This window comes from Desulfitobacterium chlororespirans DSM 11544, assembly GCF_900143285.1.
Classification (GTDB): Bacteria; Bacillota; Desulfitobacteriia; order Desulfitobacteriales; family Desulfitobacteriaceae; genus Desulfitobacterium; species Desulfitobacterium chlororespirans.
On the sequence record NZ_FRDN01000003.1, the window covers coordinates 549,349 to 572,690 of the forward strand.

The following is a 23,342-nucleotide window of genomic DNA, read 5'->3' on the forward strand; positions in this document are numbered from 1 at the left end:
AGGGGACTGTGTTTTAACGCATTAACCTTCCGTCTGCCGGGTATTATCCGCCGCAAGGGCCTTATTCAATAATTCGGCCACATGCATACATTGAACTCCTTGCAGCTGATTGCGCTGCAAGCCGTCTTCGATTTGCATCAGACACGCCGGGCAGGAGGTGAGCATAATTTCCGCACCGGTGGCCTTAATATCCGCAATCTTTTTATCATTAATTTTTTTGGAGGTATCGTAATGATAGAGGCTGTATGACCCGGCCATACCGCAGCATTGCTCTGTTCCTGGCAATTCTGCAAAATAGTCCCCTGAGATTGCCCGGATAATCCGGCGGGGCTGCTCCCTTATCTTCTGCCCCCGTGCCAAATGGCAGGGATCATGATAGGTCGTCCTGGCTGCAATCTGTCCGATGTTCTGTTCCCATCCGTCAAGGCCCGCGACAAATTCATTAAAATCCTTGACTTTGGTCATAAGCTTCTGAGCCTTAGCCTGATAGCGGGCATCATCCTCAAGCAGCTCCGCAAATTCTTCCTTCCAGGCCAAGCCGCAGGAAGCGCAGGCCACAATCACCGCCTCAGCCTCCACATCGGCAAAAACATCCAGATTGGCTTTGGCTAAAGCAACCGCCGTATCCTTATCCCCGTTTACGCGGGCCGGAGTTCCGCAACAATGCTGTCTGGCGGGGATAAGGACATGGTAGCCCAGCTTGTTCAGCACCTCAACCACTGCCCGGCCGGCATCCACATAAAAATAATTCATCATGCAGCCGGTAAAAAATGCCACTGTTCCCCGGGAACCCTTGCTCTCCGCCCTTTCCGGGAATTGCCCGCGCAGAGGGACCGGGGCGATAGGCTTTATCATCCTTCTCCTATCTATGCCCATCGGCAGCCGGGGCAGCATTCCCTGCCCATGAGGTCCCGGGCGGAAAAGGAGCTTCTGAAATAAAGAGCCGCTTCTTAAGCCGATATGGAATATCCCCCGATTCTTCAGCGCTACACGAAAAATAAACTTTTTCAGGGGATGCATTCCCCGGCGTCTGACCAGCTCCGTCCGGGCAGCCTCAACTAATTTATCCACCCGCACCCCGCTGGGGCAATTGGCTACGCAAGCCTTGCACATCAGACATTGGGACATCAGCTCCGCAAAGGAATCCGTCATCTCCATATCCTGCTTGAGCACTGTACGGATCAGACGCACCTTGCCCCGTGCCACTGTCGCCTCGGAAATGAGCTCGGCAAAAACCGGGCAGACATTCTGGCAGGACCCGCAGCGTGTACATTTAATCGCTTCTTTTTCCCACTGATCCCATGCTTCAGACATTGCCATCACTCTCCAAACATTACGCCGGGATTGAGAAGATTCTCCGGATCCAGCGCCAGCTTTATTTTTTTCATGACCCGGTAACCCTCTTCTCCGATCTGCATTTTGATAAAGGGGGCCTTCGCTCTGCCGATGCCATGCTCGCCGCTTAAGGTTCCCTTCAGCTCCAAGGCCGCATAGAACGTTTCGTCGATAGCCTTCTCAACACGGGCCATTTCCTCCTGATTCATTTCGTCACAAAGGAAGGTTGCGTGCAGATTGCCATCTCCCGCATGCCCCACCACGGCAATCAACACCTCGTATTTGCGGGCAATTTCACGTATTTTGGCGATCATGGCCGGAATGGCGCTTCGGGGCACTGTGGCATCCTCGCCGATAATCGTGGGCTTCAAGCGGGCACAGGAGGCAAAGGCCGCCCGGCGCGCCTTCCACAGCTCTTCCGCTTCCTCTTGATTGCGGGCGATTTTCACTTCTCTGGCTCCGGCTGCTTGGCAGACCCGTTCAATCTTGCCGGCCTGTTTGTCCAAAACTTCCTTGTCACCGTCCACCTCAATCAGCAGAACCGCCCCGGCATCCAGCGGGAAGCCCACATGGGCATATTCTTCAATATTTTTAATATAGACATCATCTAAAAGCTCGATGGTTGTGGGAATAATGCCCTGGGCGATAATTCCCGAAACAGCCTGCCCCGCCCCTTCGATCTCATTGAATACGGCCAGCAGGGTTTTCTTCCCCTCGGGTTTAGGAACTAACTTCAAAATAACCTTGGTAATGATCCCTAAAGTACCCTCGGAGCCTGTAAAGAGCTGGGTCAGGTTATATCCGGTCACGTTTTTGATCACCCGGCCGCCGGTATTGAGGATTTCTCCGGTGGGCAGCACCACCTCCATACCCAGGACATAATCTTTGGTGGTCCCATACTTGACACCCCGGGGTCCCCCGGCGCTTTCCGCCACATTGCCGCCAATTGTTGAAAAAGCCAGACTGGCCGGATCGGGAGGGTAAAAAAGCCCCATCTTTTCCACCTCCTGCTGAAGCCGGCCGGTTTTGACACCGGTTTCAACGACCACCAGCAGATTATCCCGATCGATCTCCAGGATCTTATCCATTTTAGTTAAAACCATGATCAAGCCATCCGCAACGGCAAGGGTTCCGCCGCTGACATTGGAACCGGCCCCCCGGGGGATCACCGTGATTTTATGCGCATAGGCAAACTTCATCACCGCTGCTACTTGTTCCGTGGTCTCCGGAAAGACAACGGCTCCCGGAATATTTTTTTGATCAATTTCAGCAAAGGAGGCATCGTAGGTATAACAAAAACGATCCTCAAATCTATGGATGACATTCTCATCGCCCACCAGCTTTTTTAGGTTTTCAATCAGAGCCTGCTCCATTGGAATCCTCCTTAAGTCAATTTAATGCTTTCGTTTTAATCTCGGGAAGCTCATCACTCCCATTTTAATTTTATCATCTCTAAAATCTCATACTATAGTCCAGACTACTGTTTCAATATTTCTTGCCTTATTTTGAAAAATAGTTTAAAAAATAAGACTTCTTGCTCTATAGATGGTATAATCAGATAGTGGATTAATGAACAAGCTCTTCTTTCTGCAGGGTTCTCCTCAACAATCGGGCTCCGGAATGGTTATCTTCAAATAAAGATTTATCCCCTTTATTGCAAGTATAATTTCCGAAAGGAGCATCGTTATGAACACCGATAACACTCCCTTTATTCAAGCCAACACATCAATTTTGGATTATTTCAAGGAGAACTCTATCCATCAAACATTGCTTATGAAAGGCGAGCCGTTTTTCCCGCAATCTTTGGATACGATGTGGGCCTGATTAAAGTGGGAAGATTAAAAATAGGCTTATCCAACGAAGAGGGTGAGAACAGGCTCATGTGGTTCCTTAACCAAGGCTGTGTCATTTCCTGTTTCCGTGATCTTTTTTATCAGGAGGCGGTTGCTACAGAAAGGACGGAAATTGTCTTCATAAAAAAAGAATTTTTCTTTCGCTTTATCCGCTCTAATCAGGACAACCTGGATTTCTTTCTTGATCAATTATACAAAAAATACCAGTATTGCATTAATATTTTGCTCACAGAACATAAAAGCACAAGCAAGGTGAGAGTGTATAAGTTGATCCACCAGTTAGGAAAAAACTATGGCCAAATTCAATCCGATCAGAGCATTCTTGTCAAAAATTTTTTAACAAGAATGGATATGGCTTCGATCACCGGTGTTCATCGTTCCAATATTATTAAGTACTTAAGTGAACTTGAGAACATGGCGATCATAAAAAAAGAAAAACAGTTCATTATCATCAAGCAGCCCCAAACCCTTGAAAAATTAATCAATTTAGCCGATTGACTCGTATAACCTTAGCTTAAGAAGAGCGGACCCATTGCGCTACTCGTCCTCAATGGGTCCGCTCTCTTAATTTTTGACAGCAACTATGGACCTTTGCTGAACGCTTTTAAAATAAAAGCATCCCCCAAGGAATACCACATGCTAAAACAACAAGATAACCGCTTACTACCGCCCAAATCCCAAAAATATAAGCATCCCTCGTCGCAATCCATTCTGTATTGCCAAATACCAATGCTGCTCTGCTGGATGCGCCGGGAGTGGCAATTGCTGCCATAATTGCTAAGATTAAGCCCATGGTTACAATCACCGGATTAGCGCCAATGGAAACCGCCAGTGTTGTGAGAATCGGCGTCATTATGGTTAACAAGACAACGTTGTGAACAAACTGAGTAATAACAATCGCGATGAGAAAGCTCAGTGCATAAAATACAAATGGAGAAAGATTGCTCAATATAGGAGCCAGGGAGTTGGTAAGCGCCTGCATCAACCCCGCTTCTTTAATTTCCAATGCATTACCTAAAGGAACTGTACAGGCCATTAAAATCAGGATACGCCAATTCGAACCACTTGTTGCCAATCTCTGAAAGCTGGTCAGATGCTCATTGCTTTTATTTTTTATTAGACAGATCACCACCAAAATTATGGAAATTATCGCCGGATTCGGTAATTGGGCAAGAAATGCGCCAACGGCTGTGCTCTTAGGGACAACTTGGGGCGCAAATAATGCCAATACAAAAACTATCGTAAAAAGAATGGCAATTCTTTGTTCCTTTGTTAATGGCTCTATTTTTAGATTAAGAGTATAGTCACAGTTTTCCAGAGCCTTCGTATCTAATTTAAAAATATACTTTCCGCCCAAGAGGTACGCAACCAAAGTAATGACTGAAATAGGAATCATATACAGCAAATAGACGCCAAGATTGACATCCACACCCGTTGATTTTGCCAGCAACGTCAGCCCCTGCAACGGGAAGGGTGTAAAGGGAAACACTCCCCAACCCAGCATGACAACGTTGGCAATCCCCACTAAAATAAATCCCAATAAGCGGTCTTTCCTTTTCAACCCTACTGTTTCTGCGATATTATAAACAATCGTCCATAATACAAGAATTGCCGCATAAACCCCCATAACGGTAGCTATCAGATATGCGGCTACAAATATCATCGCAATCAGGCGCCAGGGCTTCCCGACGACAAACTTGCGTGTAATCAGCCATGTCGCGAAATATCTGTTGATTCCTGTTTCTTCAAGATACGCTGCAAAAATAAAAATGAAGAACAGGGTCAGAAAAATATCACTGCCGAAGCCTTCAGCAAATATACGGCCAATTTTAGCATAACCAGTGAACCCCAATACAACCATGGATATTAAGCTTGGCCAAAGAACATCGATAAACAGCCAAGCATAGACCGTCCCTAAAAACACTCCCAGAATTTTCATGCCCATTGCTGTTATTGGTTCAATCGGAGGCACCACAATAGAAAATCCAAACAGTAAAAAAGCGAACACTGCTATATGAACATAATATTTAGTTAAAGCAACATTATTAAACTTTGGAGTATTGACATTGACTGCCATTTAACTTTCCTCCCCTTGATAAGTGATGAACATAATGCGTGAGTGATCATAAGGCAAGGCGGTTCCACAAATAAGGTTTTTGTAGTATAATTAAGTTCCAATGACTTTCTTATAGTTAGCCTTCCGGCAATTGCCCGGAACTCTGACTATAATTTTTTTATTTTGAATTGACGATAACCGAATAAACAGCACCCCACGTGATTAGAATTTAACATTTAACGCGCATTCAACCTACTCCCTTCACTCTACTAATGAAAGTTATTTCTTTCCTATATTGCAAAGTTTCTTGCCTCTTCCTACCATTGTCCGGCGCAGCGCATCGGGACACGCCACAAGAAGCCGCCCAAAATCTCTATTCCGGGCGGCCTTTTTCTATATTTCAAGCCGCTCCAAGTAAAGTTCCAGATTCTTTGCTTCTACAGCTCTTCCGCTAAAATTTGATAAGCCGGCGCCCCTTCGCAGTGAGCCGGGATCTTCACTCCCCCCAAAATAGCCAGGGTAGGAGCAAAATCAACCTGACGAATAACCCGGGTCGTTGTGAAGCCTTTTTTCAACCCTTTACCGGCCGCCACAAAAATAGGGGAAATCGAAGTATCGAAATACCCGTCATAGGTGGACATGCTTTCTCCATGCTCCCGGCAGCAGCCCTCCTTGCACATATAAACGATATCGCCTGTTTCGTCTCCGCTTAATCCCAGGACCTGAGCATCTTTATTTCTCAAGGCAATGCCAACGACTCTTTTCCCCGATTTGGGATGCCTATAATTATATAAATCATCGATAATCTTTTCTTCAAGCGCTTGTTTATCTTTTGGATCAACTATTCCTGTGGAATTTCTTCCTTTCAAATTAACCCAAATATAACTGCTTCTCGTCGCCACAGCTCTTGTTTGCTCCCAGTCGATTTCCCTTAACTCCTGGCCGTTCTCATCTTTCTTCAGGACAGTATAGCCCAGCTCCTGCATCACCCTGATATTGCAGCCCATACCGTCTCCCAATAAGGGCAGCTCTTCGTAATGGATTTGCAGCCCATGGTCGGAGGTGATGAAAATCGTCCAATCCTCATCGAGCAGGTACATAAACTCGCCGATATAACGGTCTGCATCCTGATACACTTTTTCGATCAGCCCCTGGTACCCTTCTTCGTTCCCTACCCCTTCTTTTTCCAGGGCATAATTCCAGTACTGATGCCCTTGATGATCAATAAAGTGGATATGGGAGAACACGACTTCGATGCCCTGCTCTTTAATCAGGTAATTCAGGGCATCGGCCTGCCATTGTACATAGTGGGCCCAGACCGGATTTAACAGCTCCCGGCAATTTTCAAAATTAGAACCGCCAAGCTGGCAGAAGGGCGGAACATAACCGACATTGCTGATAACATCTTGATACATGGATTTCGGCGACCATCTTACATCATTGGCAATATCAAAGGCTGTGCTCATCCACATTCTTACCCGGGAACCATCCGGAGCAATTTCCATAGGCTTGTAGCTTCTTGCACAGGGAATTTGCTCACCATTGACATTACAATCATCCACAACCGTAAAGGCAAATTCCTTTTCTTTCATGGAGGCGAAGGGGTTCTCATCTTTTTTGGAGCGATAAAGGGCGATGCTGTCATAGACCCCGGATTCGTTCTTCAAGATTAATGCCGGTCTTCTCACTAACCCATTAGAGGTTACAAAATAAAATTCTTTGGCCCCTGCCGGAGCGTGAGCCCAGCCTTCGGCCTCTTTGATCGGACTTACCACTCTGTCATAGGGGAGATTATCCAATCCGGCCGCCCCTTCTTCTAAACTCATAAATAAATTTTTTACCGTTTTCTTCTTGTGGCGTTCAAGAAGAAACGATCCTCCGGCACTATCCTCTTCCGGCAAGTCCTGAATCACACACCCTGCCCCGGTATCATCCGTAGAGCAAGGTTTATATCCGACTTTGTTCACATTGTTGGCAGCGAATACCATTTTCTCACCGTCAACATTAGCCACACTCATGTTGACAGCCGCCGGCTGGGCTCCGTCCACAACAAATAAGTTTTTGCTGTCTGAAGTCGGAGGCCAGCTTGACCCCGGCCAGTGCCAAACAAGGGTTTTCTTGCCGGCCTCTGCAAAACAATTCCAAAGTTGTTCCGCCTGGCACATGCCGGAATCCAAGGAATAAACAATCTCGGAAAGATCTTCTTTACTCTGATTCCAGAAGTCTGTGATTCCGTGAGTTTCCGGGTAGGCCCCGGTTGCCAATGTCGTCCATTGGGCAGGCGTAATGGTCGGCATGGCGCCCAGCATGCGCAGATCTGCTCTTTGAGCCCCTTGCTCCATAAGCTTTTTCAAATTCGGCATGGAGCCCTTGTTGACAAATTTCAGAGCCAGGCTTGGATCCATACCATCCAGACCTAACACTAAAATTTTGTCTGACATTGCCTTTCTTTTCACAATTTTACCTCCTTTAGTTTTAAAATAGGTTTAACATGACTCACCTTAAATTTTTTAAGGCCTAATTACATCCTACTCAGTTTTCATTTTAAGGAGGTTGCGGCGACTACCTGCCCGGCCTTTTTTTGTTTTAAAATTATAGCAAGAACCCCTCCTGCTGCCAAAACTTTCTCAGAAGCTGTTTAAACCTTTCCTTACTTATTGTTTATAGGAGCTGAGCGCTATGTCTATTGTCAATAATGCCAATCGCGATGTCTTTGTCGGCGAAATGGCGAACAACGTATTAAACGAAAAGGATGGTACTCTCTTTGGATTTGCTTATCTGGAAAACGCCGCTGTCCACTATTATGCTGCTGCCAGCGAAGCCCCTGCTTTTTTGCTGCAGCTGTCTAAAATGACTGAAAAAGTAATCTGCACGCCCATCGCAACCATCACCCAAAAATCCTTGACCATTCATCCGGAGAATCAAGCAGCCTCTCCATTGCAGGATATCCTTCAGCAAAACTATCCTGAGAGCTACTTTGCCTTCCTGACTTATTTTAATGAGGCAGCATCCCACAATTCTGCGGAACCTATTCTAAAAAGATACTTAACAGCTTTCCCTCCTAAAACAGCTCGGAGTCTTTCCCAGGCCAACTATGCCCTGGTTAATTTTGCTTATTGCTCCAAGCGCTTGCACAGAGCCGGTTATCTTGAACTTCTGCAAAGGATACCCTATTCCCCCCCAACCGGATTGCCGGCTCTTGACCGCTTTGACTTTCAACCTCTATGGGGTATTGGCTATTTTCTGCCCGATCATACCTTGGCCTATTACAGCAACGCCTACTTGCCTAATGTATTAAAGAAGAAGTTCTCATTAGAAACAGAGCGGCTTATCGTCTCACCTGTCTTTTCCCAAAGCTATGCCTTATCTGAACCAAGCAGCCCCTCCATAAAAGGCAGGCATGACCATTTCCGGAATCTTCTCAAAGAAACCCTATCTTTGAATTATATGTTAACCCTCCAGGAACTCAAGCGGCTCCCTTCCCCCATTAATACGATGGCTTTTCAGAAATGCTTAAGTCAAGCGACTCCACATTTAACAGAATCCTCCCTCAGGGCCATCGGCTTTTACTCTGATATGTGGGGCTGTCCATAGGGCAAACCATGACTTTCCCGATCTCCACTCCTTCTGAAAAAGCAGCTGAATCTTAATAAAAAAACACTGTATTTTTTATCTTCCAGATGTTATATTTATGCATATCAATGTATAAATATATAAACCCTTTATGCGTATTCCCCTCACTACAAAGTAAGGAGTGGTTGATCAAGATGCCCAAGAGAGAAGATATTAAGAAGATAATGATCATCGGTTCCGGCCCCATCGTCATCGGGCAGGCTGCCGAATTTGACTATTCAGGGACCCAGGCCTGCAAAGCCCTCAAAAATCTGGGTTATGAAGTGGTGTTGGTGAACTCCAATCCCGCCACCATTATGACGGACGCCGGTACCGCCGACGCCACCTACATCGAGCCTCTCAATGTCCAGAGAATCACCGAGATCATCGAGAAAGAACGCCCCGATGCCCTCCTGCCTAATTTAGGGGGACAATCCGGGCTTAATCTGAGTTCCGAGCTGGCCAAAGCAGGGGTTCTCGATCACTATGGCGTGAAAGTCATCGGGGTACAGCTGGATGCCATCGAGCGTGGGGAAGACCGCATCGCCTTCAAAGAAACCATGGAACGCCTGGGTATTGACATGCCCCAAAGCAGCCCCGCTTATACCGTGGAAGAAGCCGAGAGAATCGCCCAGGAGCTGGGCTATCCTGTGGTGATCCGCCCCGCCTATACCTTGGGAGGCACCGGAGGCGGCCTGGTCTACAACGTAGAGGAATTAAGAACCATCGTGAACCGGGGCATCTCGGCCAGCATGATCGGGCAGGTTCTTGTCGAAGAATCCGTCCTGGGCTGGGAAGAGCTGGAACTGGAAGTGGTCCGGGACTCCAAAAATCAAATGATCACCGTCTGCTTTATTGAAAACATCGATGCCATTGGCGTCCATACCGGGGATTCCTTTTGCAGCGCTCCCATGCTGACCATCTCTCAGGATCTTCAGAAGAGACTTCAGAAGTACGCTTACTCCATCGTGGAAGCCATCGAAGTCATCGGCGGAACCAATGTGCAATTCGCCCATGATCCCAAGACAGACCGGGTGGTGATCATCGAGATCAACCCCCGTACCTCCCGCTCCTCCGCCCTGGCTTCCAAAGCCACCGGGTTCCCCATTGCCCTGATCTCTTCCCTGCTGGCCGCCGGTCTGACCCTGGATGAAATCCCCTACTGGCGGGAAGGAACCCTGGATAAATATACTCCCTGGGGTGACTATGTAGTGATCAAGTTCGCCCGCTGGGCCTTTGAAAAGTTCAAGGGTGTGGAAGACAAACTGGGGACCCAGATGCGGGCCGTAGGTGAAGTCATGAGCATCGGCAAAAACTATAAAGAGGCCTTCCAAAAAGCCATTCGCTCTCTGGAAATAGGCCGTTACGGCTTAGGCTTTGCCAAAGATTTTAATGCCAAGACCCTTCCCGAGCTTCTGGAGCTGTTGAAGACCCCCACCAGTGAACGGCATTTTATGATGTACGAGGCCCTCCGCCAAGGGGCTGACCCGGCGGATCTTGCCGCCATCACCTATGTTAAGACCTGGTTTATTGAGCAGATGAAGGAACTGGTGGACCTGGAAGAAAAGATCCTGAAGCATCAGGGCCGGGAACTCCCCGCCGAACTCCTGATTCAAGCCAAAAAGGACGGTTTTGCCGACCGCTATCTGGCGCAGCTCTTAGCCAGCTCGGAAACCGAAGTCCGCCGGCAGCGCCTCGGACTGGGGTTGACCCAGGCCTGGGATGCCGTTCCTGTAAGCGGAGTTAACAACGCCGCCTATTATTACTCCACCTATAATGCCCCGGACAAGGTCACCACCAGTCAGAAGGAAAAGGTCCTCATCCTGGGCGGCGGCCCCAACCGCATCGGCCAGGGCATCGAATTTGACTACTGCTGTGTTCATGCCGCTTTCGCCTTAAAGGACCTGGGCTATGAAACCATCATGATTAACTGCAACCCTGAGACCGTATCCACTGATTATGACACCTCGGATAAGCTCTATTTCGAGCCCCTGACTGTGGAAGATGTCTTAAGCATCTATGAAAAAGAACGCCCCATCGGCGCCATCGTTCAATTCGGAGGTCAAACACCCCTGAATATCGCCGCCCAGCTCCAGGAGGCCGGGGTAAGAATCCTTGGTACCGTACCGGAAGTCATCGACCAGGCCGAAGACCGGGATCAGTTCCGCAAAATGATGGAAAAGCTGGCTATCCCCATGCCCCAGGCAGGTATGGCCAGTACCCTTGAGGAAGCTTGGGCCGTGGCGGAGACCATCGGTTATCCCGTCATGGTTCGTCCTTCCTATGTCCTGGGGGGCCGGGGCATGGAGATTGTCTTTGATGAAGAGCAATTGCGGGAGTATGTGGCCGCCGCCGTGGACATCACTCCGGAACGCCCCATTCTTATTGATAAGTTTCTGGAAAATGCCATTGAAGCAGAGGCCGACGCCGTCTCGGACGGTAGCCATGCTTTCGTTCCTGCCGTCATGGAGCACATCGAGCTGGCAGGGATCCATTCCGGAGACAGTGCCTGCGTCATTCCCCCTCTGACCATTGCCGATCACCATTTGCGCACCATTATCGATTATACCCAGCGGATTGCCCAGGAACTTCATGTGGTAGGACTCATGAATATCCAGTACGCCATCGCTGAGGATAAGGTCTACGTCCTGGAAGCCAACCCCAGAGCTTCCCGTACCGTACCTCTGGTCTCGAAAATCTGCAATACCCCTATGGCCAAGCTGGCCACGGAGTTGATTCTGGCTGATTACACCGGGGAAAAGACGGATATCGCAGCAAACTTTAAGCCTGCTCAGATCACCCATTACGGTGTCAAAGAAGCGGTCTTCCCCTTTGACAAATTCCCTGAAGTGGATCCCGTCCTCGGCCCGGAAATGCGTTCCACCGGAGAGGTTCTGGGCATGGCAGATTCCTTCGGTCTGGCCTATTTCAAAGCCCAGGAAGCAACCCACTCCCCCCTGCCCTTCAGCGGAACCGTGCTTATGAGTATTGCCGAACAGGACCGCTCTTCAGGGTTAATCGAAACCGCCCGGGAATTTCTCAAGCTGGGCTTTAAGATCAAGGCCACTCAGGGGACCCGGAAATTCCTTCAGGATCATGGCATTGAAGCCGAATTCATCCACAAAATCGAGGAAGGCCGTCCCAATATCCCCGATGGTATCATGAACGGCGAGATCCAATTGGTCATTAACACTCCTATCGGCAAACGCAGTCTCAAAGATGATTCTTACATCCGCAAAACCGCCATTAAGTACAAGATCCCTTATATCACCACCACCCCCGCCGCCTTAGCCAGTGCCAAAGGAATTGCCGCGTCTCAGGAGGCGGCTGCCAATAAGACCGTGGTTAAATCCTTGCAGAAATATCATGGTGAGATAATGTAATTTAGGTAATATAATTTTGCTTATTTAAGGCTCATTTAATTAGATAATGTGATTTAGATCGTTGACAGTCCCCTTGCTTTTAAGATATGATTTTATCAGTCTTGGCTCAACTGGTTTTAGGTTGCGCACCCCTATATATAGTGTTTTTTTATAAATTTTCATCTATATATGGTGTTCAACGAGATTTTGATGTATAATGAGACTAGTTCATTAATAAGGAATCTCATAGGTGACTGTACAACCACAGTTGAAAAGGGAAGCCGGTTAGAGACCGGCACGGTCCCGCCGCTGTAAGGGGAATATGCTTCTTGGCATTACCACTGAAAAGGTTTTCGGGAAGGTAAGAAGTATAGATGATCCTAAGTCAGAAGACCTGCCTATGTGTATACCACCAACTCTACGGAAGATAGAGTATGTTGGGCTGCTAACGGCATGTTGTTTTTAGCTTCTCGACATCTCTGTCGGGAAGTTTTTATTTCACTGTCAGAAAGTATAAGCTTGCTCTGTATACTTTCTAAGCATAAGTGCAACCAGCGACTTCGCCTTATTTGCAAACATACGTTTAAAGTAAACAAGTGGGTCGACAGTGTCTTCGGGCGAAGCAACAAAGTGCGAAAGCAGTGCTTTCGGGGTTTTCTTTATCGGAACGGAATAGACACCGGTAATAGAACAGAATAGACGCCAGTAATAAAATGGAGAAAAGAGGGAGATTTTATTTGATTACTAAGATTCGCAAGCGCGACGGACGGGAAGCTCCTTTTAACATTGAAAAAATAGCCAACGCTATCTTTAAGGCGGCCAGTGCCACGGGAGGCAAGGACTATCAATCCTCTCTCCTTCTTGCTGAAGAAGTGGTCAACTACCTTGAGGTTAACCTACATAAAAAAGTCCCCTCTGTGGAAGAAATTCAGGATGCTGTGGAAAAGATCCTGATCGAAAGAGGCCACGCCCGCACAGCCAAAGAATTCATTCTCTATCGGGCGGAACGGACCCGTGTCCGGGAAATGGATACCCGGCTTATGAAGGTCTATGAGGAGCTGACTTTTAAAGAAGCCAAAGACAATGATATGAAGCGGGAAAATGCCAACATTGACGGAGATACCGCCATGGGCACCATGCTGCGCTACGGCTCCGAAGGAGCTAAACAGTTTAATGAGATGTTTGTCCTAAAGCCCGAACACTCTAAAGCCCACAAAGAAGGGGATATTCACATCCATGATATGGATTTTCTCACCCTCACCACCACCTGCTGCCAGATCGATATTATAAAACTTTTCAAAGAGGGCTTTGGGACCGGCCACGGCTTCTTAAGAGAACCTAACGATATCCAGAGCTACAGCGCTTTGGCTTGTATCGCTATCCAATCCAACCAAAACGACCAACACGGCGGCCAAAGCATTCCTAATTTTGATTACGGTATGGCTCCGGGAGTAGCCAAAACCTATATTAAGCTTTACAGGCAAAACCTGCTTAAAGCCTGCGAGCTTTTAATCCATCAGGATGTGGATCAGGAGGAGCTGGAAGCCCATCTCAAAGATGTATTCATCGCCCTTGTCAACCAAGGCGGGCCTACACCCACCCTTTCCCCTGATCCGGACTATTTTGAACAGGAAGCCGCACTGCTTCTAACCCTTCCTAACCTTAATCTGGATAGGCCTACCATCCGCAAAGCCCAAGAGTTTGCTGTCAAAAAAGCTCTCGCCGAGACGGATAAAAAAACTTATCAGGCTATGGAAGCCCTGGTCCATAACCTCAATACCATGCACAGCCGTGCCGGAGCCCAAATTCCCTTCAGCTCCCTCAATTATGGCACGGACACCACCCCGGAAGGCCGTATGGTGGTCAAAAACCTGCTCCTGGCCACAGAAGCAGGTCTGGGCAATGGCGAGACCCCTATCTTCCCTATCCATATCTTCAAAGTGAAAGAAGGGATTAATTATAATCCCAGTGATCCTAACTACGATTTATTCCAGCTGGCCTGCCGGGTCAGTGCCAAAAGACTCTTCCCCAACTTCTCCTTTATTGATGCTCCCTTTAACCTGCAGTACTATGTCCCGGGCAGGCCTGAGACGGAGATTGCCTACATGGGCTGCCGCACCAGGGTTATCGGCAATATTTATGACACTTCCCGGGAAACCATCTTTGGACGGGGAAATCTCAGCTTCACCACCATTAACCTCCCCCGTCTTGCCCTGAAAAGCCACCAAAACCGCACTGAATTCTTCGCCATGCTGGATGAGAAAATCGACCTGATTATCAACCAGCTCCTGGAACGTTTTGAAATTCAAGCCCGTAAAAAAGTCAAGAACTTTCCCTTTCTCATGGGACAAGGGATCTGGCTGGATTCCGACCAACTGGGCTGGGATGATGAAATTCGCGAAGTGCTGAAGCACGGCACCCTTTCCATGGGCTTTATCGGACTGGCTGAATGCCTTATGGTTTTAACTGGGCAGCATCACGGGGAATCGGAAGAGGCACGGGAGCTGGGACTGGAGATTGTTCAACAGCTGCGCCGACGCATGGATGAAGCAGGACGGGAATACGGGCTGAATTTCTCTCTCTTAGCCACTCCTGCCGAAGGCCTCTCCGGTCGCTTCATCAAAATGGATCAGGAGCTTTTCGGCAGCATCCCCGGTATCACGGACAAAGAATACTACACCAACAGCTTCCATATCCCCGTCAGTTTCCCCATCAGCGCCTTTCACAAAATCAGGATTGAAGCTCCCTATCATGAGCTGACCAACGCCGGCCATATCACTTATGTGGAGGTCGATGGTGATCCCACTCAAAATCTGGAGGCTTTTGAGAAAATTGTCCGTTGCATGAAAGAATCCGGCATCGGCTTCGGCGCCGTCAATCATCCTGTGGATCGGGATCCCGTCTGCGGATATACAGGAATCATCGGCAACGAATGCCCTCGCTGCGGCCGCGAGGAAAGCTCCACCCCCTTTGAGCGCATCCGCCGCATCACAGGCTATCTGGTGGGAACCTTGGATCGCTTTAACGACGCCAAAAAAGCCGAAGTCCGGGATCGGATTAAACACCTGAATTGCCTTGACTTCTCCTTTGCCGAGAAAGGTTTGCTTTAAGATGGACCCCCGCATCCGGATCGCAGGAATCATCGAGGAGTCCATTGTGGATGGCCCGGGCATACGCCTGGTGGTGTTTGCCCAGGGCTGCCCCCACCACTGCCCCGGCTGCCATAATCCTGAGACCCATGCTTACGAAGGAGGAAAAAGTGTCGCCATCGCGGAAATTCTCCAGCGTTTGGCCATGAATCCCCTCCTTGACGGCATCACCTTAAGCGGCGGGGAACCCTTTGCCCAGGCGGTCGGCTTTGCCTTGCTGGCACAATCCGCCCGGCAGAAAGGCTTCCATGTCATGACTTACTCAGGATATACCTATGAAGAACTCACTGCCTCAAGTGAACAGAACCCCGCCTGGGCTCGCTTGCTGGAACAGACGGACCTCCTGGTGGACGGGCCTTTCCACTTGGCTGAAAGGAACCTCCTTTTACCCTTCAGAGGTTCGGAGAACCAGCGGGTTATCGATGTGCAGGAAAGTCTGAGACAGAGGAAGGTTGTTCTGGCCTTGTCTTAAATTCACAAAACAAAAAAGACCTTTGCCGTTGAGATGTGATATGCTCTCTGGCCAAGGTCTTTTTTCATCTTCTCCCTACTCGGAATCACCGTTTTCACCTTTAAAGGCAATGACTTTGATGAGCGAAGGCTCACCATCCATGAATTCCATTTCTCCCTGCTCCTGGGCTTTTAAAAGGATATCTACGGCATCGGCAACTTTGGCTGCAAGCTGAAAATACATCTTTTCATAATCCGTCATCCTGATCTATACCCCCTATTCCAAGCAGCGGCAAGGCTCCGGGTCTTAACCCGGTCCTGCCGTCTGCTTTGATAGGGGAAATTAAAAAACGCATGCGAGGTTTTTTCACCCTACACATGCGCTATGCTTCGTTATCTGCTGAATCCCAAACACCCGACCCCATTCAACCGGAAACAAACCGGTTGTGAACAGAAAAGCCGTCCGCATAACCGATATGCGAACCGTTCCTTTCCGCTGCCTGGGTCAGGAATAGGCTGAATCTCCTGCTGCGTGAAGCCGCACAGTCTGCTCCCTGCCAACATCCCACTATACCCGCCTCACCCGTGGCACAGGCATCCTGCTTGTACAGAAACGGGCAGCGTTGTATAATAAGAATGTCGTCGTGGACAGCTGGACTGTTACGTGTAGGTGCTCATCCCACCTGCTCGTGCCTGGAAGTGCGTCAACACTTTCAGGTCACGGCGACTTTTTAATTTCCACCTATTCCTAATTATAGCTTGTTTGAAGTGAATTGCAAGCAATATACATCGACAAATCCTTGTGCGCATTGGAAAAGGTTTGGTTAAACCGCCAAACTATGCTATAGTAAATTCAGAGGAGGGTCGCCCATGGATATAGCTGCTTTATCCGTCGTTTCCAATCAGGTTCAGCTCAAACAGCAAGCTTCACTCTCTGTCATGAAGATGGTTATGAATGCTTCTCAAGAGCAGACGAATTCTCTCTTGGCTATGACACCGGGGATGTCCGGTGAGATGGAGTCATCTGTTAATCCTCATCTTGGCAGTAAACTTGACGTATTAGTATAGGGATATCTTTTTGACCCCACTTATCTATAAGCTAAGAAGGCCCCTTGCCGAGGAACTCGTTTTCCTCGGCAAGGGGCCTTTTTCGTCTATGGAATTAAGATCAATGAATTAAGATCAATATCCCCTTGAATAATCCTCAAAACAATCGAGACAAACTTTTTTCCCCTCCTGGAGCCTCATTTTATGCTCAGGCGCGCCTTCCCCACAGATTTCACAGACCACCGATTTAAAGAGCCGGGCCTGCTTAGGCAAGGTAAAACCAGGCTTTTTAAACTCAAAAAGGTCATCCAGGGGAGCGGTCAGGATATAATTTTGACGTTCCTGACGGTTCATTTCCCCTGACGAGGGCTTCTGAAGAATGCGCACACTTTCCCCAGTGTTTCTGTTGAAGAAGCTGAAGGCCATCTTTCCGGTGCCGCGATAGATAAGATTACCTTTACCAAAACTGCATCCCGTAATCACCTGCACGGCGTCTGCTCCGCAGGCATCATTTTCCGTCACGCAGACGACTTCCTCATCCTGGGAAAACTTCAACCCCATTTTTTCCTGCACTGCTTCACATGCTCTGAAACCAATCGCTAATCCCGGGCACTCATGGCCATGAAAGGCCACCGCTTTTTCCCATAATTGCTGATCCATAATCACTCAATCCTCTCTTTAATTGATGCCTTATGATTAATTCATTATGCTCTTTACATTATGCTTTACTCGACTTAACACCCTGCTCAGGGAAGGGCACGACCATTTTGGTCCCATGACAATATTCCATAGCCACCGGTATGCCGTACACTTCACTGATAATCCTGGCATTCATGACTTCTTCGTCGCCATAGGCATAAATTCCTCCGCCTTTAATAAAGAGAAACCGGTCACAGTAGCGGAGGGCAAGATTCAAATCATGAATGACCATAAGAACACAGATGTTTTCCTCCTTGGCAATCTGTCCTACCAAGCCAAGCATATCATGCTGATTTTTCAGATCCAGATTGCTGGTCGGCTCATCCAGCAACAGCACTTTCGGCTGCTGGGTCAAGGCCCGGGCCAGCATGACTTTTTGCAGTTCCCCTCCGGAAAGCTCATCGATATAAGCTAAAGCCATGTGGGTTAAGGCCAACTTTTCCATCATGCTTTCAACGATCTCATAATCCGCCTGAGAGGGGCTGAGCTTGATATAGGGTTTGCGTCCCAGCATCACCGCATCAAACACTGTAAAACGGGAGGTTTCACTGTGTTGAGCTACATAAGCCATCTCTTTCGCCACATTGGTGCGGGACATGCTGCACAAATCCCGTTCATCCAGAAGAACCTGCCCAGAGCGTGGGGGCAATATTTTATTGAGGCATTTGATCAAGGTGCTTTTGCCCGCACCGTTATTACCCAGAACAGCAACACAGTGTCCATAGGGAACTTCGAAATGCACATCTTTCAGGACAAGGCGGGAGCTATATTGAAAGCTTAGCTCTTGAACTTTCAGCATATTTATTTTTTCGCCCCCTTGTATATGAGATAGATGAACAGCGGTGCACCGAGAAATGAGGTTATGGCACCAATAGGCAGCACGATAGGTGCTATGATGGTTCGGGAACAAAGATCACTTAACAGCAGGATACAAGCCCCGGCCAACATGGAAGCCGGCAGTAAAAACCGGTAATCGCTGCCCACAAACTTTCTGACCATATGGGGTGCCACCAATCCCACAAAATCAATGATGCCCACGAATGATACCGCACTGGCTGCCAGCAGGGCAGCCAGCACCATGCTGACTATAATCAGCTGATCCACATGGATCCCCAAACTCCGCGCCGTCTGCGTTCCACTTTGTATCCCATTGTAACTCCAGCTGTTAAACATAAAATAGACAAAAGTCGGACCAAGAATGATAAGGATCAGCCCAATTTCATGCCAGCTGGTGCGTCCAAGATCGCCAAAAGTCCAATAGACTACCGAAGCCAACGCCACATCGTCGGCAAAGTATTGAACCAAGGCAACCCCCCCGCGAAACAGAGAAGAAAGAGCGACGCCGGCTAAGACCATGGCGGCAGGGGTAACGGTTTTGATCCGGGATAAGAGCAAAATAACGAATACGGAGATCATCCCCCCCATAAAAGCGCATCCTGTGACCAGATAGGGGTTGGTAATACTGATTGCCCCGCTTCCTGCGGCATTATGCTGAGAGCCCGCGCTAAAATAAACGATAGCAATGGCGGCCCCGAAGGCAGCCCCATGAGAGATGCCCAAGGTTGATGACGAGGCCAGGGGATTGCGCAGCACACTTTGCATGACACAGCCGGCCAAAGCCAAGGCCCCGCCCACCACGATGGCGGTAAAGATGCGGGGCAGACGTACGTTCCAAACGATGGCCTGGGCCTGAGCCGAACCTGTGCCTATAAATGTCCTGAAAACTTCTCCCAAAGTCAGACCGGCGGAACCGGCTGTAATCGAAAACAGGGCTACACCGATCAGCAGGGCAACCAGCACCAGGATGACAAACCGTTTTCCGGCCATATACCTTCCGTAAGCTTCCCGATAGTGAAGCCCACTCCCATTATTGACCAAGTGTAATCTTTCCAAAGGTCAACCCGACCTCCTTCATTTCGGAATAGATCCCCTTTCCCAAAAAGTTTTTAAATATCTCCTCAGTCTTAGTCTCTATATCCAGATCGGCAAACTTCCCGGGGAACAGAACCTTACCTGCATAATAAGCATCGGCGATGGCCATCTCGATATTCGTCGTATAATTATTAAAGCTGATGATCGAATAGACATTGCCTTCCTTCACAGCACGCAAAGAATTGAAATAATCGGGCTTCTTGTTATATTCCTCATTGACCAGATTTATATTGCCGGGGTCAAGGAAGATATAGTCGGGATCCCAGACCTGAATCTGCTCCCAATCCACTTCAAAGCCTTCTTTTTTCCCTACCTCATCCGCCACCCCACTGACATTGATGGCTTTAAGAGGTCCCAAACCGCCGTAGGTTCCGGCAAATCCCCGGCCCCCTTGATTGGATATAGCGCCGACATACACCGTCGGCTTGTCTGCCTCCGGAATATCCTTAGTGCGGTCACTGAGATCGGCCTCATACTGGTCCAGATAGGTAATCACCTCAGCACAGCGTTCTTCTTTCCCCAATATTTCACCAATCAATTTTAGGGATTGAACGGTATTTTCTTCAAACAAATTACCCTGAATAGCTGTCGATACGACAGGGATACCTGTTTTAGCGGCCAGCTGGTCAAGGGCATCACTGGTATAACTGCAGAAAATGACATCCGGCTGCAGGGCGATTATCTGCTCTTCATAGGCGGTATAACCCCGGCCGCCTCCCTTGCCGATACTGGGGAGGTCTTTGAACTGATCATGATAGACATAGTTATAAGGCCGTCCTATCACCCTGCTTTTGTCGGTATCTTCAATACCAATCACGAGATCCACGGCCTGGGCATAAGTGATCAGCCGCAGAGCACCGGCACCTGTACAAATGATGGAATCGATCTTGGTCGGTATTTCCACCTCTCTTCCCATCATATCGGTAATTACCTGTGTGCTTTTCTCTGTATCATTCTCTTTCTCGCCATCCGTCTGATCGGAATTCTGAGACACCTGGTTTGTGCATCCTATCAGAATAAGCATAGGAATCATCAGAAAAAGCAACCATTTCTTCATAACGTCAATCTCCCCTTTTTATTTTTTTAAATATTTTTATATATGTTTTGGATAAAAGTATGCTGAGCTTTATTATTTAAGAAGAAACTCATCTATTGAGCTCTAACCTAAAGAGATCAATAATGAGCAAGGAAGAGAAGGTATATTGAACCCTGCCAAGGGAATCCAATATCAGCTGTTCAAGGATCTAACCAACCAAGGAAATGCAAAAAGACCATGAAGCGTCCGCCCTATAGTTAGGGTAAACAGACCTCCATGGTCTTCGTTATACTATGAAGATTTACCTTCACTGGAATAATCTCGCTAAGCACTTTTAAAAGGGTATGTACAGATTAACAATTCTTCCCTTCTCCTACAAGCCCCCAAGGGGGATATTTTTATACTATTCTTAATATTCCTTAGTATTGTTATCCCTCCAGGTTTGCTATAGCTTTACTTTTCTAGCATTGTTTTTTACTAAAAGTTCACTTATATTTTAAGCTTGAATCAGGCTGAGCTTATAAAAGAACTCATTTTATCGTTCCCAAATCCGAGGAACCAAAAAATGAGCAAGAGTAGGAGGTATATTGAACCGATAAATTGTTAAGGAATATAAATCGGTCACAATAACGTATTGCCAAATTAAGCTCATGACTAATGATGGCTACGCAGATGTTATATTCTTTATGCTTATACTCTATTTTTTCTTTCCTAACTTGGGACTTGCGCGATAATTACACTACCTGCCAAAACAGGGTGGCAATAGTCGTATCGACCTCTTCATAGATAAAACCATCCCGCGCCAGTGATTTAATATAATCCTTAAGCTTTTCTTCTTCCGGCCGAGTGATCTCCCGATAGGTTTTCACTCTGTTGATATACAAGCCATAGGCTTCTTCAATCGTTTTTTCCATCTTCCAGGTTTGCTGCTCATATTCCAGCCGGGGCAGATATCCCTGTCCCCATAACAGTGCAAAGGCCAGCAAAACTTCTTCATCAGCACTCTCCCGGCGTCCGCTGATACCGACCAGCTTTTTGAGCTCATCGGACACCGGGTCTTTTCGTTTAATTGGCTTGGCTAACACACACCAGTCTTTGGACGCCGCCGTCAGCTTTTCAAAAGTATCTGCACTCTGGATGGCCGGTGTCATACGGGCCAAGACCAAATCAAACTTTTTTTGATACCCGGCAGCTTCGATGTCCAGTTGATGCCAGTCTGCACAGAAAAACTCACTATTGCCGATATGATATTCCACCATTTTTTGTTGGGCAATTTCAATCATTTGGGGAGATAAATCCAATCCGGTGATATGTTGGCAGCGCTCGGCTATGGCCAAGGAATATTTCCCCGCACCACAGCCAACGTCTAAGACAAGGCTCTCCGGGTTCAGCATCTTGTTCTTTTCCAACAGGTTTAAGAAGGAATTCTCTTTAAAATCAGGCAGTTCAAATTCCCCGAAGCTCCCGGCCATTGAGTTCCACATATCCACACTGGCCTGCTTGTTTTGTTTTCTTAGTTTCCATTTTTCACGAATTTGCTCACTATCCATCCCTTACCTCCTATTGATTGTTTTACCAAGCTTCTATCTATACACTTAAGCCTATTTTCAAGAAATAAGCCTGTTTAGAAAAGAAACCCATCTTATCGATCCCAGACCCAAATGGGACCAAAAAATGAGCAAAAAGAGAAGGTATATTGAATCCTGCCAAGGAAATCCAATATCAACTATTATGAGAACCTGACAACCTAATGAAAACTCAATGAAATGCAAAAAGACCATGAAGTGCCTGCCCTATAGTTAGGGTAAACAGACCTCCATGGTCTTCGTTATACTATGATAGGGGGATACGTCCAATCCATAGTCAACCCCTGAATCTAAGTCTATCCTAACAATTCTTTCCTTATCTTACAAGCCCCTTGGGGGGATCTTTTTTTAAAATTCTCAATACTCCGCCCCTTTAGATTTGCTACCGGTGTATTTGATCATTTAATGCTCTCTAGATCAATATTTCGGCTGCAATCAGTTCAGTCTGCCTTCACCACACAGATCATAAATGTCGGAATTGTCTTATATAATTGCTCATAATATTCGTCATACAATCCTTTGGGAAGGCTAAATTTCACAGCAATCTCTTCACAGCCCATATTGGCGAGAGTCATAAAATCCCATTGCGGTCGCCAGCAGCAGGAAAGCGGCAGCTCTCTGAAGATATTGTCCAGCTCCTCGCCATGATCACTTTCTTTGAGCTCAAAACCATGTTCAACCACAGCGGCCTGCCCTTCCTCAAAGTTACGCCTCGCTGTGTCGTCACGCAGATGCAGAAACCAGTTTGCGTCGAAGTTAATCAGCTTCCCGTGGGGTTTAAGAACACGGAGCCATTCACCATAAGCACGTTCCGGGTTCTCTAATACCCAGGTAATATTTCTGCTGATCACCATATCAAATACAGAATCTCGGAACGCCAGGTTCTGCGCATCCATCTGCATCAGCTTAGGTTAGCTCCGGTCTGCCCAGCTTCTGTATATTTTTACGAGCCTCTTCAAGCATTTTACCGTTAAAATCTACGGCAGTGACGTGGTGGCCCATACCGCTCAGAAAAATCTCAAAAAAACCGGCGCCACACCCTACATCCAAAATCTCTAGTTTTCTATCAATCTGAACAAAGGGCTCCAGAATGCTTTGCCAGAGCGCGTTTTTCTCACTTGTTAACTCATCGATACTGATTTCTGTAAAGGCTTCCGCTTGGGTACTCCAGTAATTATTGACGATAGCCAATTTGCTCACACCGCTTTCTGATTAATTGAATTCT

At 47.6% G+C, this 23,342-nt stretch carries 20 protein-coding genes and 1 riboswitch; of the genes, 7 read left to right on the plus strand and 13 right to left on the minus strand.

Features of this window, described 5'->3' with window-relative positions:
- Positions 1-21: 21 nt before the first annotated feature.
- Both BUA14_RS02465 and BUA14_RS02470 read right to left on the minus strand, forming a co-directional pair.
- Positions 22-1,314 carry a (Fe-S)-binding protein gene (locus BUA14_RS02465; protein ID WP_072771108.1) on the minus strand — a complete coding sequence of 431 codons (1,293 nt, stop codon included), beginning with the start codon at positions 1,312-1,314 and terminating at the stop codon, positions 22-24.
- Between the two features lie 5 nt (positions 1,315-1,319).
- Entirely contained in the window at positions 1,320-2,708 is a 1,389-nt protein-coding gene (locus BUA14_RS02470) for an FAD-binding oxidoreductase (RefSeq protein WP_072771109.1), read from the minus strand.
- Positions 2,709-3,021: 313 nt separating this feature from the next.
- Between BUA14_RS02470 and BUA14_RS27765 the strand changes: the two genes are divergently transcribed.
- Both BUA14_RS27765 and BUA14_RS02475 read left to right on the plus strand, forming a co-directional pair.
- Complete coding sequence (locus BUA14_RS27765) at positions 3,022-3,159, plus strand: hypothetical protein (protein ID WP_178371601.1); 138 nt, start codon at positions 3,022-3,024, stop codon at positions 3,157-3,159.
- Positions 3,160-3,164: 5 nt separating this feature from the next.
- Positions 3,165-3,686 carry a Crp/Fnr family transcriptional regulator gene (locus BUA14_RS02475; RefSeq protein WP_207649522.1) on the plus strand — a complete coding sequence of 174 codons (522 nt, stop codon included), beginning with the start codon at positions 3,165-3,167 and terminating at the stop codon, positions 3,684-3,686.
- A 106-nt stretch (positions 3,687-3,792) separates the two neighbouring features.
- On the opposite strand, the gene BUA14_RS02480 is transcribed toward BUA14_RS02475, so the two are convergent.
- Together BUA14_RS02480 and BUA14_RS02485 are read right to left on the minus strand one after the other, a co-directional pair.
- Entirely contained in the window at positions 3,793-5,265 is a 1,473-nt protein-coding gene (locus tag BUA14_RS02480; protein WP_072771111.1) for an SLC13 family permease, read from the minus strand.
- A gap of 416 nt (positions 5,266-5,681) precedes the next feature.
- Positions 5,682-7,700: an alkaline phosphatase family protein gene (locus BUA14_RS02485; protein WP_072771112.1), complete on the minus strand. Its 2,019-nt coding sequence runs from the start codon at positions 7,698-7,700 to the stop codon at positions 5,682-5,684.
- A 223-nt stretch (positions 7,701-7,923) separates the two neighbouring features.
- Here BUA14_RS02485 and BUA14_RS02490 point away from each other — a divergent pair, with 223 nt between their 5' ends.
- The 4 genes from BUA14_RS02490 (at position 7,924) to nrdG (ending at position 15,839) form a co-directional block, all read left to right on the plus strand.
- A complete protein-coding gene (locus tag BUA14_RS02490) occupies positions 7,924-8,838 on the plus strand; it encodes a hypothetical protein (protein WP_072771113.1) in 915 nt (304 codons plus the stop codon).
- A 173-nt stretch (positions 8,839-9,011) separates the two neighbouring features.
- Positions 9,012-12,239, plus strand: coding sequence for a carbamoyl-phosphate synthase large subunit (gene carB, locus BUA14_RS02495; RefSeq protein ID WP_072771114.1), 3,228 nt, complete (start codon positions 9,012-9,014; stop codon positions 12,237-12,239).
- Between the two features lie 210 nt (positions 12,240-12,449).
- A riboswitch (cobalamin riboswitch) is annotated at positions 12,450-12,634 on the plus strand.
- Positions 12,635-12,955: 321 nt separating this feature from the next.
- The gene (locus BUA14_RS02500; RefSeq protein WP_072771115.1) at positions 12,956-15,328 is read left to right on the plus strand and encodes an anaerobic ribonucleoside triphosphate reductase; all 2,373 of its coding nucleotides are present in this window, start codon (positions 12,956-12,958) and stop codon (positions 15,326-15,328) included.
- Position 15,329: 1 nt separating this feature from the next.
- The gene (gene nrdG / locus BUA14_RS02505; protein ID WP_072771116.1) at positions 15,330-15,839 is read left to right on the plus strand and encodes an anaerobic ribonucleoside-triphosphate reductase activating protein; all 510 of its coding nucleotides are present in this window, start codon (positions 15,330-15,332) and stop codon (positions 15,837-15,839) included.
- A gap of 75 nt (positions 15,840-15,914) precedes the next feature.
- On the opposite strand, the gene BUA14_RS27770 is transcribed toward nrdG, so the two are convergent.
- Together BUA14_RS27770 and BUA14_RS28395 are read right to left on the minus strand one after the other, a co-directional pair.
- A complete protein-coding gene (locus BUA14_RS27770) occupies positions 15,915-16,079 on the minus strand; it encodes a hypothetical protein (protein ID WP_178371602.1) in 165 nt (54 codons plus the stop codon).
- Between the two features lie 163 nt (positions 16,080-16,242).
- Positions 16,243-16,386, minus strand: a complete 144-nt coding sequence (locus tag BUA14_RS28395; RefSeq protein WP_242954525.1) for a hypothetical protein — start codon at positions 16,384-16,386, stop codon at positions 16,243-16,245.
- A gap of 301 nt (positions 16,387-16,687) precedes the next feature.
- Here BUA14_RS28395 and BUA14_RS02515 point away from each other — a divergent pair, with 301 nt between their 5' ends.
- Positions 16,688-16,885, plus strand: a complete 198-nt coding sequence (locus tag BUA14_RS02515) for a YjfB family protein (protein ID WP_072771117.1) — start codon at positions 16,688-16,690, stop codon at positions 16,883-16,885.
- A gap of 114 nt (positions 16,886-16,999) precedes the next feature.
- Here BUA14_RS02515 and BUA14_RS02520 read toward each other — a convergent pair whose 3' ends face one another.
- The 7 genes from BUA14_RS02520 to BUA14_RS28700 all read right to left on the minus strand — a co-directional run bounded on the left by BUA14_RS02520 (position 17,000) and on the right by BUA14_RS28700 (position 23,317).
- Positions 17,000-17,524: an FmdE family protein gene (locus BUA14_RS02520; RefSeq protein WP_072771204.1), complete on the minus strand. Its 525-nt coding sequence runs from the start codon at positions 17,522-17,524 to the stop codon at positions 17,000-17,002.
- Between the two features lie 58 nt (positions 17,525-17,582).
- A complete protein-coding gene (locus BUA14_RS02525; RefSeq protein ID WP_072771118.1) occupies positions 17,583-18,362 on the minus strand; it encodes an ABC transporter ATP-binding protein in 780 nt (259 codons plus the stop codon).
- A gap of 2 nt (positions 18,363-18,364) precedes the next feature.
- Entirely contained in the window at positions 18,365-19,441 is a 1,077-nt protein-coding gene (locus BUA14_RS02530; RefSeq protein WP_084078328.1) for a FecCD family ABC transporter permease, read from the minus strand.
- Entirely contained in the window at positions 19,431-20,552 is a 1,122-nt protein-coding gene (locus BUA14_RS02535) for an iron ABC transporter substrate-binding protein (RefSeq protein WP_072771120.1), read from the minus strand. Before BUA14_RS02535 ends, BUA14_RS02530 begins: the two co-directional genes overlap by 11 nt.
- Positions 20,553-21,265: 713 nt before the next feature.
- A complete protein-coding gene (locus tag BUA14_RS02540; protein ID WP_072771121.1) occupies positions 21,266-22,081 on the minus strand; it encodes a class I SAM-dependent methyltransferase in 816 nt (271 codons plus the stop codon).
- Between the two features lie 476 nt (positions 22,082-22,557).
- Positions 22,558-23,019 carry a class I SAM-dependent methyltransferase gene (locus BUA14_RS28695; RefSeq protein ID WP_282433323.1) on the minus strand — a complete coding sequence of 154 codons (462 nt, stop codon included), beginning with the start codon at positions 23,017-23,019 and terminating at the stop codon, positions 22,558-22,560.
- 4 nt (positions 23,020-23,023) lie between these two features.
- On the minus strand, positions 23,024-23,317 hold the full coding sequence (locus BUA14_RS28700; protein ID WP_282433324.1) for a class I SAM-dependent methyltransferase: 294 nt from the start codon (positions 23,315-23,317) through the stop codon (positions 23,024-23,026).
- Positions 23,318-23,342 lie beyond the last annotated feature (25 nt).